Origin of the sequence: Xanthomonas campestris pv. badrii (assembly GCF_012848175.1) — a bacterium.
GTDB classification, from domain to species: Bacteria; Pseudomonadota; Gammaproteobacteria; order Xanthomonadales; family Xanthomonadaceae; genus Xanthomonas; species Xanthomonas campestris_C.
This window is the reverse complement of the sequence record NZ_CP051651.1, coordinates 3,189,676-3,205,627: the sequence shown is the minus strand read 5'-3', so window position 1 is coordinate 3,205,627 and position 15,952 is coordinate 3,189,676. Positions and strand designations below refer to the sequence as shown.

The following is a 15,952-nucleotide window of genomic DNA, read 5'->3' as shown; positions in this document are numbered from 1 at the left end:
CCCAATGCCCCGTTGCAGCGATGTCGTAGAACTGGTTGCCGGCGCGCGCGTGGCGGCGGCCTCCTTCACGCCGGCAGGACCTGCCCAATAAACAAAGGGGCCTTGCGGCCCCTTGTTGTGCTTCATGCGACCGTCGAAGATCTCAGTCGCGATTCATCTGTGCATTGCGTTGTCCGGTCGCGGCAGACTTTTCGCCGGCAAACGGATTGAGCTTGCGGATGGCCCAGGGGTACTTCGGCCAGTTGCCGCTCAGCCACGGGTGCTGCGGGCTGTTGAGTTCGAGCACGCGGCGCGCGTCGGCGGCCAGGGTCTTGTTGCCCAGATGTGTGTAGGCCTCGGCCAGCACCGCCACCGCGTCGTACTGGTAGGCGCTCTGCGGATAGGTTTCCAGCAGGTAGTTGGCGCGGCCGGCCGCCGACACCCAGGCATTGCGGCGCAGGTAGTACAGCGCGTTGTCCAGCTCGTGCTGGGCGAAGATGTCGCGCAGCTCGATCATCCGCTTGCGCGCATCGGCAGCGTAGCGGCTGTTCGGGTAGCGGTCGGTGACGGTGTTGAAGTCGTTGTAGGCCTGCTGCGGCGACGACAGGTCGCGGCGGCTCGGGTCCAGCGACCACACCCGGCGCAGGAACACCGTGTCGCGGTTGCTGTTGGCCAGCCCACGCAGGTAGTACAGGTAGGCGATGTTGCGATGGGTCGGGTAGGTCCGGATGAAGCGGTCGACGCTGGACACGGTGTCGTCGTGCTTGCCGGCCTTGTACTGCGCGTAGGCGCTTTCGATCATCGCCTGCTCGGTGTACGGCCCGTACGGGTACTGGGCCTGCAGGCGCTTGAAGCTGGCTTCGGCGCCAGCCCAGTTGCCTTTTTCCATCAGCTCATGGGCCTTGCCGTAGAGCTGCTCGACCGGCATGCCCTCGTCGGGATTCTTGTCCTTGGCGCCGCGGTGGCAGCCGGTGACGACGAACGCCATGACCAGCATGAGGGCAATCAGGCGCGCAGGCGCGGAAAACGTGGACCGTCGGATCATGGGTCTGGGCAGGACGCATCAGGAAAACGAAAGGGCGATGATAGCCTAGTGGCCTGTCCGGCGACTGACTCCTGCTGCCCGGACCCTCAAATTCCCGTTTTTGCCCGAGTACCCGTGTCCATGTCCGACCCTTCTGCCGACCCCACCGACCCGTCCATCCGTCAGGCAGTCGTGCCCGACAGCGCTGCAGGACGGCGTTTCGACGCGGTGCTGGCCGAACTGTTCCCCGAATTCTCGCGCTCGCGGCTGGCCGAATGGATCAAGTCCGGCGACGCGCTGCTGGACGGCGACATGGCGCGTCCGCGCGACACCTTGCGCGGCGGCGAGAGCGTACAGCTGCAGGTGGTGCTGGAAACCCAGACCCATGCCGCGCCGCAGGACATCCCGCTGAACGTGTTGTACGAAGACGAGCAGGTGCTGGTGATCGACAAGCCGGCCGGCCTGGTGGTGCACCCAGGCGCTGGCAATCCAGACGGCACCCTGGTCAACGCGCTGCTGTTCCGCGACCCGGCGCTGTCGGCGGTGCCGCGCGCCGGCGTGGTGCATCGCCTGGACAAGGACACCAGCGGGGTGATGGTGGTTGCGCGCACGGTGCAGGCGCAGACCGCGCTGGTGGAGCAACTGTCCGCGCGCGACGTGCATCGCCAGTATTTGGCGGTGGTGGTCGGGGCGCTGGTGTCCGGCGGCACCGCCAACGCCCCGATCGACCGCCACCCGCGCGACCGCCTGAAGATGGCGGTGCGCGACGACGGCCGCGATGCGGTCACCCATTACCGGCTGCGCGAGCGTTTCCGCGCGCATACCGCGCTGGAATGCCGGCTGGAAACCGGGCGCACCCATCAGATCCGCGTGCATATGGCACATCTGAAATCGCCGATCGTCGGCGACCCCTTGTACGGCGGCGCACTCAAACTGCCCAAGGGCGCCACCGACGCGCTGGTGCATGAGCTGCGTACCTTCAAGCGCCAGGCGCTGCACGCCGAGACGCTGGAATTCCTGCATCCGGTCAGTGGCGAGCCGGTGCGTGCCAGCGCGCCGGTGCCGGCCGATCTGCAGCGGCTGATGACCGCGCTGCGCGAGGACAGCGCACGCGCGGCCGAACTGGCGCGCCGCTGAGGTGAGTGTGGCCGCTCCATTCATCCTGCTGGCGGACTGGCCGGCGCCGCCGCGGATCCGGGCGCTGACCACGCTGCGGCATGGCCTGGGCGTGTCGCAGGCACCGTTCGACACACTCAACCTCGGCAACCGCAGCAGCCCGGAGGGCGATACGCCGGAACGGGTGGAGCGTAACCGCGTGTTGCTGATGCAGGCGCTGGCCTTGCCCGGCCCGCCGCAGTGGCTGCGGCAGGTACACGGGGTGGATGTCGTGCGGCTTGAGGCGCTGTCGGCAGGCGCCGGCGTACAGGCGGACGCTGCGGGCGATGGTGCGCCGGGCTCGCATGAGCCCACCGCCGACGCCGCCGTGACCGACGTGCCGGGGCGGGTGCTGGCCATCCTCACCGCCGATTGCCTGCCGGTCGTGCTCGCTGCGGTCGATGGCAGCGAGATCGCGGCCGCACATGCCGGTTGGCGCGGTCTGGCTGATGGCGTGCTGGAGCGCAGCGTGGCGGCGATGCAGACACCGGCGCCGCAGCTGATGGCTTGGCTGGGCCCGGCTGCGGGACCGCAGGCCTATGAAATCGGCCAGGACGTCTTCGACGCTTTCGTCGACGAAGACATGCAGGCGCAGCACGCATTCGCGGCCACGCGAGCGGGACATTGGCGCGTGGATCTGTACGCATTGGCGCGGCTGCGCCTGCAGCGTGCCGGTCTGCGGGCCGATGCGATCCATGGCGGCGGCCTGTGCACCATTTCCGACCCGGCGCGCTTTTTCTCGCATCGCCGCGACCGCCGCAGCGGACGCATGGCGACGCTGGCGTGGATCGCGCCCTGAGCACGCCCTTGTTCGCGCAGGTGCTGGGGCAACAGGCATTCGCGCAATTGCCGGCGCCGGTGCGCGCGCTGCATTCGGTACAGCAGCGGCAGACCTTTGCCGGGCAGGCGCAGATCCGGCGCGGTCGGCATGTGCTGGTGCCCCTGCTGGCGCTGCTGAGCCGATTGCCGCGCAGCGGCGCTGTGGCGGTAGAAGTGGAGTTCCTGGTCGATGCGCAGGGCGAGCGCTGGCACCGGCGCTTTGCCGGTCTGCCGATGTATTCGCGGCTGTGGCGCGAGGGAGCGGCCTTGCGCGAACACCTGGGCGCGGTACGGTTCGAGTTTGCGTTGCGTGCCGATGCCCAGTCCCTGTATTGGCAGGCCACACGCGTGTGGGCGTTCGGCTGGATTCCACTGCCCGCGCGCTGGTTCGAACAGGTGCGTTGCCGCGAGCATGCCGATGCCGGCCGCTACGGGTTTCTGGTCGACGTGCACCTGCCGCTGGTGGGGCCGTTCATTCGCTACGAGGGATGGCTTGAGCCACGCTGACATGTCCACTGCGCAGATGCGCACCGCGCCGGCCACCATCGTGTTCGATGGGGTGTGCCTGCTGTGCAATGGCTGGGTCACGTTCCTGCTGCGCCACGATCGACGCGGGCGTTATCGCTTTGCCGCGATGCAGGGCCAGGCCGGGCGCGCGCTGTTGCAGCAGCATGGGCTGGACCCGGACGACCCGTTGTCGTTCCTGCTGGTGGACCACAGCGGCGCATGGACCGACAGCGATGCCATCGTGCGGGTACTGGCGGGACTGGGCGGCCTGTGGCGATTGGCGGCAGTGTTACGCGTGATACCGCGTGGTTTGCGCGATATCGGGTATCGCCTGATCGCACGCAATCGCTATCGCTGGTTCGGCCGCAGCGACCACTGCATGCTGCCCACACCCGAGCAACACGCGCGCTTTCTGGATTGACGCACGGCGGCATGGATGGGCCGTTTCTGTCCTGATGCCGGGACAGCGCGCTCGGGCACGCCGATGCGCTGTTCGCAGGAGCGCGCCTGAGCGCGACGGGCATTAACCGGGAAAGCGCCGTCGCGCCCCGGTGCGCTCCTACAGATCGCGCGATTTACCGGGCCTACGCCGCGTTGTGGAAGCTGGCGCGCACGACAGTGGAGAGGCCGGGGCGGGCGTCGGATTGCAGGCGGAAGATGGACACCGCATCGGCCAGTTCCACCGCCTGTTCTTCCAGGCTGCGTGCGGCGGCGGTGGCTTCTTCCACCAGCGCGGCATTGCGCTGGGTGACTTCGTCCAGCTGCGCCACGGTACGGTTGACCTGCTCGATGCCGCTGGATTGCTCGGCGCTGGCCGAGGTGATCTCGCTCATGATGTCGGTGACATGCTTCACGGAGCCGACGATCTCGCGCATGGTCGCGCCGGCGCGATGCACCAGGCCCGAGCCCAGTTCGACCTTGTCGGTGGAGTCGGCGATCAGCGTCTTGATCTCCTTGGCGGCGTCGGCCGAGCGGCGCGCCAGTGCGCGCACTTCCGAGGCCACCACCGCAAAGCCGCGGCCCTGTTCGCCGGCGCGCGCCGCTTCCACCGCGGCGTTGAGCGCCAGGATGTTGGTCTGGAACGCGATGCCATCGATGACGCCGATGATCTCGCCGATCTTGCGCGAGGCGGTGCTGATCTGGCCCATGGTGGCAACCACATCGTCCATCACCTGGCCGCCGTTTTGCGCGACTTCGCCGGTGCCCACCACCAGGCGGTTGGCCTGCAATGCGCTATCGGCGTTCTGCTTTACGGTGGAGGTCAGTTCCTCCATGGAGCTGGCGGTTTCTTCCAGGTTGGCGGCCTGCTGTTCGGTGCGCTCGGACAGGTCGGTATTGCCGGCGGCGATTTCCACCGCGGCCTGGCGAATGGTGTCCGATGCGGTCTGGATGCCGCCGATGATTTCGGTCAGGCGGGCCACGGTCTGGTTGGTGTCGTCGCGCAGTCGCGCGAAGATGCCGTGCGCATCGCCGTCCACGCGCTGGGTGAGGTCGCCCTCGGCCAGCGCGCCGATCACGCGCGCCAGTGCGGCCAGATGCGTTTCCACCGAATCGTAGATGCGGTTGATGCCCTGCGCCAGCGACAGCAGCACGCCGTCCATGCCATCGAGCTGCATACGGCGGCTGAAATCGCCGATCGCCGCCGCGTCGATGATCTGGATCAGCGCCTGCTCGGCGTTGACCTGGGCGGTGACATCCACCCACTGCGCGATGGTGCCCAGCTTGGTGCCGTCGGCGGCGATGATCGGGCTGTAGACGAAGTCGATCTGGCGGCCGAAGAAAGGCGCACGTACCGCCTTGGACGCGTTCAACGCGCGCATGCGGTCGATCGCGGCCTGGCTGTCGGGATAGATGTCGCCGATGCTGCCGCCGACGAAGCCTTCGGCGTGGAAGCCGGGGCGGAAGCTCTGCACATCCGGCTCGATCAGCTTGAGCATCGCCAGCAGCTTGCGGTTGGCGAACAGCACCTGGCCGTCGTCGTCGGCGATGCGGATCATGGTGTCCAGATCGTCGAGCGCCTTGATCACGAATTGCCCGTGGCGCAGACCCTGTTCCATCACATCGATGCGGATGGCCAGCTTGTCCTGGGTGTCCTGCAAGGCACGCAGCAGTGGCGCGAGTTCGCCGGTTGCGGTGCGCAGGTCCAGACGCTGGAAGCGGCCATCGCCGATCGCGGTGACGGCAGTCACCGCCTGCTGCAGCTGTGCGCTGTGACGGCGACGGGTCCACCACCAGATGCCCGCGCTGGCCGCGCCCAGCACCAGCAGCGCAGGGAACAAGCTGGCGAAAGCGCCCACAACTCCGCCGGGCACCAGCGTGGTGGCATAGACCGTCAGCAAGGCCAGCAGCCCGATCTGGGCGGCGGCGGGCAGCCATGCGGCCCAGGCGCTACGCGCAACGTTTGCGCCCAGCGCTGGGCGGGAAACGGGGGCGGCATCGTGTGAAGACATAGGCTGAGTCCAACTGGTGTTCTGGAAGGGGGATCGGTGTGCGGCAGGAGGTGGCTGCACATGGGGTATCGGCGGCCGAGCCCGAATCATGATGGTGTGAATGCACCGTTTGTCGGCGCGTGGCGGGAAGGCCTGCATACGCGCCGATGTACTTGATTTGGAAGCGGTTTCATCAGGCGCCGTGGCCGGTCGACCAGGGCTGCGATCCATCGACCAATGGGGAAAGAATGTAAATATCATGTGATGAAAAGCGAGCCCGACCGCTGTGCAGTGGCCGTGCTGGCTGCGCGCGCGAGCGATTCCCGGTGCCGCACACAAAAAAACCGGCCGTCTCGCGACGACCGGTTCGATCAGCTACTTCACTGGCAGGCGCAGGATTATTTCGCCGGCGTCGCCTGGGCGTCGTCCGGCAACGTCCAGGCGATCACGCTGTCGCCCGACTTGGTTTCCATGCGGTCGTGTCCTCCGACGGCGGCCACGATGTATTGCTTGCCATCGATGGTGTAGCTCATTGGTGCGGCCTGCGGGCCGGCAGGGACGCGGGTTTCCCAGACCTGCTTGCCGGTGCGGGTGTCGAAGCCGCGCATGAAATCGTCCAGGCTCGCGCCGATGAAGGTCACGCCGCCGGCGGTGGCCAGCGAGCCGCTGTTGTTGGGCGTGCCGATCTCGAACTTGGTCTTGGACGGAATGCCCATGGGGCCCTGGTCGTAACCGGTACCCAGCGGACGGCGCCACAGCACCTGCTGCGTGCGCAGATCGACGTCGGCGATGTAGCCCCACGGCGGGGCGACGCACGGGGTGTTGAGCGGCGACATCCACGGCTCCTTGCGGGCACCGTAGGCCAGACCCTTCTGCGCCATGTAGCCGGGGGTTTTGCTCTTGCCATCGAACACCGACACCACGCCCAGCTCGTTCATCTTTTCGCGGGTATAGACCTGCAAGGTGTAAGGCAGGCGATTGCTGTTCATCACCATGATGCCGCGCTGCAGATCGACCGAGACGCCGCCCCAGTTGATGCCGCCATGGTTGCCGGTGAAGGCCAGCGAGCCTTGCAGGGTGGGCGGGGTGAACATGCCTTCGTAGCGCAGTTGCTTGAACCGGATGCGGCAGGCCAGCTGGTCGAACGGGGTCATGCCCCAGGCGTCGGATTCGATGATGGTTTCCACCTCGCGGCTCGGCGCGCCCACGGTATTGGGCATGCCCGGCGAGACCGGCTGGGTGGCCGCAGTCCAGTCGCCGTGATCGGTGCCCTGCGGCACCGGGATCTGCTTGACCGGCATCAACGGCGCGCCGGTGGCACGGTCCAGCACGAACACCTGGCCGGACTTGGTGGGCTGGATCACGGCAGAGCGGGTGCCGCCGCCGGCCACCGGCCAATCGACCAGGTTCGGCTGCGGGCCGATGTCGTAGTCCCACAGGTCGTGGTTGACGGTACGGAAGTGCCAGCGCTCCTTGCCGGTGGCCGCATCCACGGCCACCAGCGAGGCGGTGTATTCCTCGTCCTGCGGGGTACGGCCCTTGCCGAAGAAGTCGCCCGAGGCATTGCCGGTGGGCAGGTAGACCAGGCCCAGCTCATCGTCGGCGGCCATCAGCGACCACACATTCGGGGTGGAGCGGGTATAGGTCTGGCCGGCCGGCGGTTCGGCGGTGATCGCCGGGTTGCCCAGGTCCCAGGCCCAGCGCAGCTGGCCGGTGAGCGCATCGAAGCCACGCACCACGCCGGACGGCGCATCGCCTTCCTGCCCGTCGCGCACCTGGCCGGTGGGCTGGATCACCACGCCGCGCATCACCACCGGCGGCGAGGTCGGGCCGACAAAGCCCGGCTTGGTGTTGCCGGTACCGGCATTGAGGTCCACATAGCCGTTGTTGCCGAAGCTGGTGCACAGCTTGCCGGTCTGCGCATCCAGCGCGCCGAGGCGGCCATCGACCATCGGCCAGAAGATCCGGGTCGGGCACTCGGCGGTGCCTTCCGGTGCCTGGTAGTACGACACGCCACGGCAGGTGGTGGCGGCCACGCCGGCCATCGCCTTGGGGTTGGTCTGCGGGTCGAAGCGCCAACGCTGCTTGCCATTGGCCGCTTCCACCGCGATCACTTTCTGGGTGGGCGTGCAGATGTAGAGCAGGTCGCCGACCTTGAGCGGGGTGTTCTGGAAGGCGTAGCCCAGCTTGGAGCCGGCCGGCTTCAGGTCGCCGGTGTGGAACTCCCAGGCGATCTTCAGGTTCTTGACGTTCTCCGGGGTGATCTGCGCGCCCGGGGTGTAGTGGTTGGACAGGTTGGAGCCGGCGTACGCGGTCCAGTTGCTGGCGTCGTGATTGGCCGCGACGTTGCCGTCCGGGCTGGGCACGGTGGCGCGGCTGAAGGCAGCGGGATTGGCGGCCTGCTTGGACGCATCCGCCAGTTCGACATTGCGTGGCACGAACAACGGCCACAGGATCAGCGCTGCGCCCAGCACCGGCAGCACCCCGGCGACCACCAGATAGCCGGCACCGGACAGGGGCTGCATGCGCCGACGCGCCACGCTCCAGAACGGCAGCAGCACCAGGCCCAGCACCGAGATCCAGGCCAGACGCGGGACCAGACCCCAGCCATCCAGGCCCACTTCCCACAGCGCCCAGGCAATGGTGGCGGCCAGGGTGGCGCCGAACAGCCACAGGCCCGCGCGCTTGCCCGCCGCGAGCAGCACGCCCGCCAGCAGCAACGCGATACCTGCCAGCAGGTAGTACCAGGAACCGCCGACGGCCACCAGGCGACCGCCTTCGTAGGCGAGCACCGCACCGAGCACGGCGATCACCACGGCATAGGCCACCAGCAACCAGGTGCCTAGCCCACGTTTTGAGGATTGATCAGTCATTTTGAGATGTCAGGAAGGACTTGGGGCCGCAGCGGGCGACAAGCCGTGGAGGGAGAGAGATCGCAGGTGGCAGATAGGCGGCCCGGATCTAACAGGAACATCGAACGCCATGAACGCGCAGCCCCTCCCAGGGTCCTCAGCGCCACTCATGTAGATATTTTAGACCTCCCGCCGCCGCCTGTCCGTGACGGAATAGGAACCAGCGTTCCAACCTGTGAGCATGGAACGCTGAAATTGCTCAAATTCAGAGGGAATGTGAGTCTGCAGTGGATGCCCATCGGTTCGGGCGGCATTCGCATGTGGCGGCGAATGCATGATTCTGGGGTAGCTCTATTTCGCTATTGACTCAAATGATAAAGCGGGAATTTTGGGATTTGAAAATCGGGATCTGTAGACGCCGAGATTTTTCAGGGTTACGTGTACACGTACCCTCATCCCCCCTTCGGGCACCTTTCTCCCGGCAGGAGAAGGATGCATTGCCCGATCGCGGTGCGTCTGGGCGCGCCGAGCCTGGCTCAGACCTCGGCCAGTGCCTGTAGATAGCGTTGGCGCCAGTGATTGATGGTGTTCTTGCGCAGGTGGTCCATCATGGCGTGCCAGCGCTCGATGCGGCTGGCCAGCGGCATGCTGGCCGCGGTTGCAATCGCATCGGCCACACCGTCCAGATCGTGCGGATTGACCAGCAGCGCTTCCTTCATTTCGTCGGCCGCGCCAGCGAACAGCGACAGCACCAGGACACCCGGGTCTTCCGGATCCTGTGCCGCCACGAATTCCTTGGCGACCAGGTTCATGCCATCGCGCAATGGCGTGACCAGGCATACAGAGGCCGCACGATAGAAGCCGGTCAACGTGGCATGGCTGAAGTTCTGGTTGACGTAGCGTAGTGGCGTCCAGTCCGGCTCTGCATGCCCACCATTGATATGGCCGGCGATCTGTTCGAGCTGGCTGCGCAGGTGACGGTATTCGGTGACATCGCCGCGCGACACCGGCGCGATCTGCAGATAGGTCAGGCTGCCGGATTGATCCGGATAACGTTCCAGATAACGCTCGAAGCCCTGGAAGCGTTCCGGCAGGCCCTTGGAATAATCCAGCCGGTCCACACCGATGGCGAGTTGCCGCCCGCGCAGACTCTCGCGCAAATCGCGCACCGCCTGCTTGCCGACGGCGGCCTTTGCCTGATTGGCAATCAGATCGGTATCGATACCGATGGGGAACGATGCCGCAGTGAACCGCCGCCCGCCCGGGCCTTCGACCAGGTCGCCTTCCAGAATGCGGCCGCCGCCGAACAGGCGCACATACGCCTTGAAGCGTTCGGCATCGCGCTGGGTCTGGAAGCCCACCAGATCGTAGGCGTAGAACATGCTGAACAAGCGTGCGTGGTCGGGCATTGCCTGCACCAGATCGGCCGACGGCATCGGCACGTGCAGGAAGAAACCCATCTTGCAGCCCACGCCCAACTCGCGCAGCATCGCGCCCAGCGGAATCATATGGTAATCGTGGATCCACACCGTATCGCTGTCTTTCAGCAACGGCGCGAGTTTTTCTGCGAACAGGCGATTGACGCGTAGATAGCCTTCGCGGGTGGCGCGATCGTAGTCCACCAGATCCAGGCGAAAGTGCAGCAGGGGCCACAGCGTGCGGTTGGCGAAACCGTTGTAGTACGAATCGATGTCGCGCTTGTTGAGGTCCATGGTGACGAAGGTGATGTCGCCTTCGGTCTGCTCGTGCATGCCGCCACTGTCGCCGCGTGCGGTCTTGCCGCTCCAGCCGAACCACATGCCGCCGCGCTCCTTGAGCGCGGCCAGCAACCCCACCGCCAGGCCGCCGGCCCGGGTTTCGCCCGGCACTGCGACGCGATTGGATACCACCACCAAACGACTCATGATGCCTCCTGCCAGCTCCGCGACAAGCGCATCGCTGCGATGATCAAGCCGACGTGCGAATAGGTCTGCGGGAAATTGCCCCAGGCTTCGCCGTCCTCGAACGATAGGTCTTCGGACAGCAAGCCCAGGTGATTGCGGCGCGAGAGAATGCGCTCGAACAGTTCACGCGCCTCGTCCTTGCGGCCGATGGACGCCAGCGCATCGATGTACCAGAACGTGCAGATGGTGAAGCTGGTTTCCGGCTCGCCGAAGTCGTCCGGTGCGATGTAGCGGTAGAGCGCGTCGCCATGCTTGAGCACGCGGCCCACCGCTTCGACCGTGCGCACGAAGCGGCTGTCGCCAGCATCCACGATGCCGATATCGGCCAGCAGCAACAGCGAGGCATCCAGGCGGTGACCGCCGAGCGTGTCGGTGAAGTGGCCGCGCTCCTCGCTCCAGGCCTCGTTCAACACGCGCTCGCGGATGCTGTCGGCACGCTCGCGCCAATAGCTGCTGCGCTCGGGCAACACCAGCCGCTCGGCGATCTTGGACAGCCGGTCGCAGGCCGCCCAGCACATCGCGGCGGTGTAGGTGTGCACCTCGGCGCGGCCGCGGAATTCCCACAGGCCGGCATCGGGCACGTTGTGCAGTGCGTAGGCGCGTTCGCCCAGCGGCTCCAGGCGACGGAAGGTGTCTGCATCGCCCTGATCCTTCAGGCGCAGGTCGAAGAACAGCTGCGTGGACGCCAGCACCACGCTGCCGTAGACATCGTGCTGTTGCTGGATCCAGGCCAGGTTGCCGCGCCGCACCGGGCCCATGCCGCGGTAGCCAGCCATCGTCTCGACTTCGTGCTCTTCCAGCTGCGATTCGAAACCGATGCCGTACAGCGGCTGCATGGTGCCGTCGCTGGTGGCGATGTTGAAGATGTAGCCGATGAACTGCTCCATCGTGCGGGTGGCGCCCAGGCGATTGAGCGCACGCACCACGAAGGCCGCATCGCGCAGCCAGCAATAGCGGTAATCCCAGTTGCGCGGGGTGTTGGGCGCTTCCGGGATCGAGGTGGTCATCGCGGCAATGATCGCGCCACTGTCTTCGTACTGGCACAGCTTGAGCGTGATCGCGCTGCGGATCACCGCTTCCTGCCAGTCCAGCGGGATCGACAGATACCGCACCCACTCGCGCCAGTATTCTTCGGTGCGCTCCTGCGCTTCCTGCACATAGCCGGTGAGCGAGCGGGTCAGCGATTCGTCCACGCCCAGCACCAGGCTGACCGGGTGACTGAGCACGAATGGCAGGCCATCGCGCACGAACCGCACCGGCACGTCGGTGGTCAGGCGCAGGGTGAATTCCGGCAACACCCAGCGGATATGGTTGCTGCCCCAGGTGGTCTCGGGCGTGCGGCCACCCCAATCGGCCAGCGGGCGGGCGCGCACGATGATGCGCGGGTTGCCGGCCAACGGACGGATCTGGCGGATGATGCTCACCGGCCGATAGAAGCGGCCGTTATTGCGCCAGCGCGGTGCGAAATCGATCACCTCGACTTCGCCGCCCTTGCTGTCGCGCAGGACCGTGCGCAGCACGGCGGTATTGGACAGGTAGTGCTGCTCGCTGCTGACGAAATCCTCCAGCTCCACGGCAAAGTCGCCACCCTCGGTCTTGGGCGACAGCAGCGAACAAAAGGCGGGGTCGCCGTCGAAGGCGGGCAGGCAGCTCCACACCACGCGTGCCTGCCGATCCACCAATGCGCCGAAGCTGCAGTTGCCGATGACGCCCAGATCCAGGTTTGGCTCGGTCATGAAGTACCAACGATCCTATGCAATGACGAAAGGGGGAGGGCGGGTGCTCAGGTACCGCGCGCGTTCTGTTGCAGCCACGCATGGACGGCGGCCGTGCCTGGGACGCGATAGCGCGCGCTGGTCTGGGCACGGTCGCCCACCAGCACGCTCCAGCCGCCGAGCCGGTTTGCCGCCTCGAAACCGAATTCGTCGGTGAGATCGTCGCCCACGAACACGGGGGTACGGCCGGCGAAGGCGCCGTGCTGCATCAGCTGTTCTACCGCCAGGCCCTTGTTGCTGCCTTCGGGCACGAATTCCACGACGTGATCGCCCGGCTGCAGGCGGTAACCGGAGAGCTGGGCGATTTCGTCCTGCGCGAAGGCGAGCACGTCGGGGCCGGCCAGCGGCTGCGCGCGCCAGTGCAGCGCCACGCTGACGCCCTTGTCTTCGACCAGCACGCCGGGATGCCGATGGGTGAGCGCGGCGGCGCGTTGATGCAGGCCATGCAGCCACTCGGAGGTGTCCTGCGGCATCGCTGCGCGCGCCGCGGTGTCGCTGCGCAGCTCATGGCCGTGCAGGCCGGCGGCCGGGAGGATCAGCGGGGCGAACAGGGCGTCGAGCTGTGCCAGCGGCCGCCCGCTGACCAGGGCGATGGCGCCAGCGAGCCGCACGCTGAGGCGGCCGATGGCCGCACGCACCTCAGGCAATAGCCGCACCGCCTCGGGGCTGTCGGCAAAATCGATCAGGGTGCCGTCCACGTCCAGGAACAATGCGCAGGCATCGTCCAGCAATGGCGGCGACGGAAGGGGGGAATGCACGTCTGCCATCAGGGCAGTGTGCGCAAGGCGGTGTGAGATTCAGGTTATGGAACGGCGGCGATTACCCCTTCTCCCGTCGGGAGAAGGTGCCCCGCAGGGGCGGATGAGGGTACGGGCGAAGCCTGTTGGAGTTTGGCTGCACGAGGGCTTCGCCCGTACCCTCACCCCAACCCCTCTCCCGCAGGAGAGGGGCTTTAGAGTTCTGCGCTGTTGCTCAGAAGCTGTACCGCACCCGCCCATACCAGTACGCGCCGTTGCTGCCGATCGGCGACAGCACGTCGTAGGGCAGGTTGCCGAAGTAGGCGATGTCGTCGATGGAGCGGTCCGAATAGTTGTCCAGGATGTTCTGCCCGCCGATGGCCAGCGTCCACTGCGTGCCCAGGTGGTATTCGGCTTCCAGGTCCAGCTGCCATTCGGCGCCGTAGGTCTGGCGCGGCACGAAGCCGCCGCCGAAGTCGAACACGCGGGTGGCGCTGCCATAGCGGTTCACGCGGGTCTGCAGATTCCAGCGTTGGTTGCTCCAGTTGGCCGCCAGCGCAGCGCGCGTGCGCGGTGCGGCATCGGTGAGCGTGTTGCTCTCTTCCACGCCGAACAGCACGTAGTCCGGGTTCAAGGCGAGCAGCTGCGCCGGGGTGGCGATGATGTTTTCCAGCTCGGTCTTGGCGTAGCTGTAGGTGCCGGTCAGCAGCAGGTCGCCGCCGAAGGCGTACTGGCGCCAGTTGGCCACCAGCTCGGCGCCGCGGGTGCGGGTGTCGGCAGCGTTGAGGAAGTAGCTGGCGCTCTGCACGCCGGTCACGCCGAAGTTCTGCTGCACGAAACTGGTCAATGCATCGCCGGTGATGTCTTCGGACAACGCAATGCGGTCGTCGATATCGATCTGGAAGAAATCCAGCGACAGGTCGAAGTGGTCGCCCAGCTGGCTGGTGAAGCCCAGGCTGTAATTGACCGATTTTTCTGGCTTCAGGTCGGTGGCGCCGAGCGCGCGTGCGATCGGGTTGTTGACCGACAGCAGGCGGCCCTGGGTCAGGCGGCCGGCGGCGTCGTAGCCGGTGGAGGTGGCTTCGTAACCGATCTGGCTGAGCGAGGGCGCGCGCACGTTGTTGGAAATGGCGCCACGCAGTGCGAACGCCGGGGCGAACGCATAGCGCGCGGCCAGCTTGCCGGTCCACTGGCTGCCGAAGTCCTGGTAATGCTCGTAGCGGCCAGCCAGGTCGGTGGAGAATTTGTCGCCGAACTGGCTGGAGACGTTGGCGTAGGCGCTGGCGACATTGCGCGACAGGTCGGCCTCGTCCTGCGGGGTGAGGCCGCCGCCGGCCTGCGAGCCGGTGGGGCGGTCGGTGAACGGGCCGGCCGCGTAGCTGGCCGGGTCGCCGGCGTGGGTGCGGTACTGCTCGCGGCGGAATTCAGCACCAGTGCCAAAGGTGTGGGTGGCACCGGCAGCATCGAATACGCGGGTCAGATCGAGGTTGCCCACGGTCTGCGCGAAGGCAAAATCGCCGGTCTTGAAGCGCGTGGTGCTGGTCGGCCCCAGCGAGGCGTTGAGCGAATTGCGCAGCCGGTAGGTGAAGTCGTTGCGGCCATGGTTGACGCTGGCGTCGTAATCCCAGTTGCCCCATTGCCCGCGTGCGCCGGCCACTGCCTGCAGGTCGCGGTTCTCGCCTTCGGAAATCGGCCGGTAGCCGTTGGGATAGAGCTCGCGCCAGTTGGCGCTGCTGTCCGGGTAACGGAAGTAGTTGGCGCCTTCGGTATCGCGCTGGTTGTAGGTGGCGAAGGCGTAGAACTCGCCGGTGGGGCTGAAGGGGATCTTGGTATTGAGCCAGGCGTTCAGGCCCTTGGTGGCGCCATCGCCGAGGACGTAGTTGCGCCGGCCGGCCAAGGCGAGGTTGGCCGGGGTCTGCTCTTCGAACGGCGGAATCTGGTCGAAGCCGGCGCGGTTGGTCGCTTCGCGGTTCTTCAGCTCCAGGCCCACCTTGAAGAAACCACCGTCGTCGCCCAGCAGCGTGCCGACCTTGGCGCTGGCATAGCTGGTCTGGCCATCGGTGACACGGCGGTCGATCGGCTTCACGTCGGTGTTATAGGCGCCGAAGCTGGCTTCCAGTTCGCCACGCTCCGGGTTGTCGTCCAGGATCACGTTGATGACGCCGGCAATGGCATCGGAGCCGTACTGCGCGCCGGCGCCATCGCGCAGCACTTCGATGCGCTTGATCGCGTTGATCGGGATGGAGTTGAAGTCCACCGGCGTGGTGCCCTTGCCGATCTTGCTGTCGGTATTGACCAGCGCCGAGGTGTGGCGGCGCTTGCCGTTGACCAGCACCAGCACCTGGTCGGGCGAGAGCCCGCGCAGCTGCGCGGCGCGGATATGGTCGGCACCGCCGGAGTTGGACTGGCGCGGGAAGTTGAACGAGGGCAGCAGCGCCTGCAGCGCGCTGCCCAGTTCGCCGTTGACCACGCCGGCCTTGCGGATGTCTTCGGCGGTGAGTACGTCCACCGGCACGGTCGATTCCAGCACGGTACGGTCGCTGGCACGGGTGCCGGTGACGATCACGGTGTCCAGGGTGGTGGCGCCGGCATCGGCTTGCTGGGCCTGTGCGCTGGCGCTCAACACCGTGGCCGCGGCCAGGCCGATCACCGAAAGGGTGGGGCGGGTCATGCTCTCTCTCCTGCAACTGCAACGCGCCGCGCGGTTGGCATCCGGCCAGGCTGGGGCGCAA

11 protein-coding genes are annotated in these 15,952 nt (G+C 66.6%); 4 read left to right on the top strand and 7 right to left on the bottom strand.

The window, feature by feature from the left end:
* Positions 1 to 142 precede the first annotated feature (142 nt).
* Positions 143 to 1,024 carry an outer membrane protein assembly factor BamD gene (locus HG421_RS13515; RefSeq protein WP_064511063.1) on the bottom strand — a complete coding sequence of 294 codons (882 nt, stop codon included), beginning with the start codon at positions 1,022 to 1,024 and terminating at the stop codon, positions 143 to 145.
* A gap of 120 nt (positions 1,025 to 1,144) precedes the next feature.
* On the opposite strand from HG421_RS13515, the gene rluD reads away from it, so the two are divergent.
* From rluD to HG421_RS13495, 4 genes are read left to right on the top strand one after another with little or no spacing between them, the layout of a single operon-like run.
* Positions 1,145 to 2,140, top strand: coding sequence for a 23S rRNA pseudouridine(1911/1915/1917) synthase RluD (rluD, locus tag HG421_RS13510; RefSeq protein WP_169706812.1), 996 nt, complete (start codon positions 1,145 to 1,147; stop codon positions 2,138 to 2,140).
* A gap of 1 nt (position 2,141) precedes the next feature.
* The gene (gene pgeF, locus HG421_RS13505; protein ID WP_169706811.1) at positions 2,142 to 2,957 is read left to right on the top strand and encodes a peptidoglycan editing factor PgeF; all 816 of its coding nucleotides are present in this window, start codon (positions 2,142 to 2,144) and stop codon (positions 2,955 to 2,957) included.
* Positions 2,958 to 2,977: 20 nt separating this feature from the next.
* Complete coding sequence (locus HG421_RS13500; protein WP_169708194.1) at positions 2,978 to 3,484, top strand: DUF4166 domain-containing protein; 507 nt, start codon at positions 2,978 to 2,980, stop codon at positions 3,482 to 3,484.
* Entirely contained in the window at positions 3,471 to 3,905 is a 435-nt protein-coding gene (locus HG421_RS13495) for a thiol-disulfide oxidoreductase DCC family protein (RefSeq protein ID WP_425533296.1), read from the top strand. The genes HG421_RS13500 and HG421_RS13495 overlap by 14 nt, the downstream gene beginning before the upstream one ends.
* 163 nt (positions 3,906 to 4,068) lie before the next feature.
* Here HG421_RS13495 and HG421_RS13490 read toward each other — a convergent pair whose 3' ends face one another.
* The 6 genes from HG421_RS13490 to HG421_RS13465 all read right to left on the bottom strand — a co-directional run bounded on the left by HG421_RS13490 (position 4,069) and on the right by HG421_RS13465 (position 15,891).
* Positions 4,069 to 5,934, bottom strand: coding sequence for a methyl-accepting chemotaxis protein (locus tag HG421_RS13490; RefSeq protein WP_169706810.1), 1,866 nt, complete (start codon positions 5,932 to 5,934; stop codon positions 4,069 to 4,071).
* Between the two features lie 377 nt (positions 5,935 to 6,311).
* Positions 6,312 to 8,747, bottom strand: coding sequence for a membrane-bound PQQ-dependent dehydrogenase, glucose/quinate/shikimate family (locus HG421_RS13485; RefSeq protein WP_211161851.1), 2,436 nt, complete (start codon positions 8,745 to 8,747; stop codon positions 6,312 to 6,314).
* A 554-nt stretch (positions 8,748 to 9,301) separates the two neighbouring features.
* A complete protein-coding gene (otsA, locus tag HG421_RS13480) occupies positions 9,302 to 10,669 on the bottom strand; it encodes an alpha,alpha-trehalose-phosphate synthase (UDP-forming) (RefSeq protein WP_169706808.1) in 1,368 nt (455 codons plus the stop codon).
* Complete coding sequence (locus HG421_RS13475) at positions 10,666 to 12,444, bottom strand: glycoside hydrolase family 15 protein (RefSeq protein WP_169706807.1); 1,779 nt, start codon at positions 12,442 to 12,444, stop codon at positions 10,666 to 10,668. The genes otsA and HG421_RS13475 overlap by 4 nt, the downstream gene beginning before the upstream one ends.
* A gap of 47 nt (positions 12,445 to 12,491) precedes the next feature.
* The gene (otsB, locus tag HG421_RS13470) at positions 12,492 to 13,250 is read right to left on the bottom strand and encodes a trehalose-phosphatase (RefSeq protein WP_169706806.1); all 759 of its coding nucleotides are present in this window, start codon (positions 13,248 to 13,250) and stop codon (positions 12,492 to 12,494) included.
* Between the two features lie 205 nt (positions 13,251 to 13,455).
* A complete protein-coding gene (locus HG421_RS13465) occupies positions 13,456 to 15,891 on the bottom strand; it encodes a TonB-dependent receptor plug domain-containing protein (protein WP_169706805.1) in 2,436 nt (811 codons plus the stop codon).
* Between the last annotated feature and the right edge of the window lie 61 nt (positions 15,892 to 15,952).

Excerpts from the sequence above, each read along its gene's own strand:
- HG421_RS13515 (WP_064511063.1), bottom strand. The coding sequence starts at position 1,024 with ATGATCCGACGGTCCACGTTTTCCGCGCCTGCGCGCCTGATTGCCCTC.
- rluD (WP_169706812.1), top strand. The coding sequence starts at position 1,145 with ATGTCCGACCCTTCTGCCGACCCCACCGACCCGTCCATCCGTCAGGCA.
- HG421_RS13490 (WP_169706810.1), bottom strand. The coding sequence starts at position 5,934 with ATGTCTTCACACGATGCCGCCCCCGTTTCCCGCCCAGCGCTGGGCGCA.
- otsA (WP_169706808.1), bottom strand. The coding sequence starts at position 10,669 with ATGAGTCGTTTGGTGGTGGTATCCAATCGCGTCGCAGTGCCGGGCGAA.
- HG421_RS13475 (WP_169706807.1), bottom strand. The coding sequence starts at position 12,444 with ATGACCGAGCCAAACCTGGATCTGGGCGTCATCGGCAACTGCAGCTTC.
- otsB (WP_169706806.1), bottom strand. The coding sequence starts at position 13,250 with ATGGCAGACGTGCATTCCCCCCTTCCGTCGCCGCCATTGCTGGACGAT.
- HG421_RS13465 (WP_169706805.1), bottom strand. The coding sequence starts at position 15,891 with ATGACCCGCCCCACCCTTTCGGTGATCGGCCTGGCCGCGGCCACGGTG.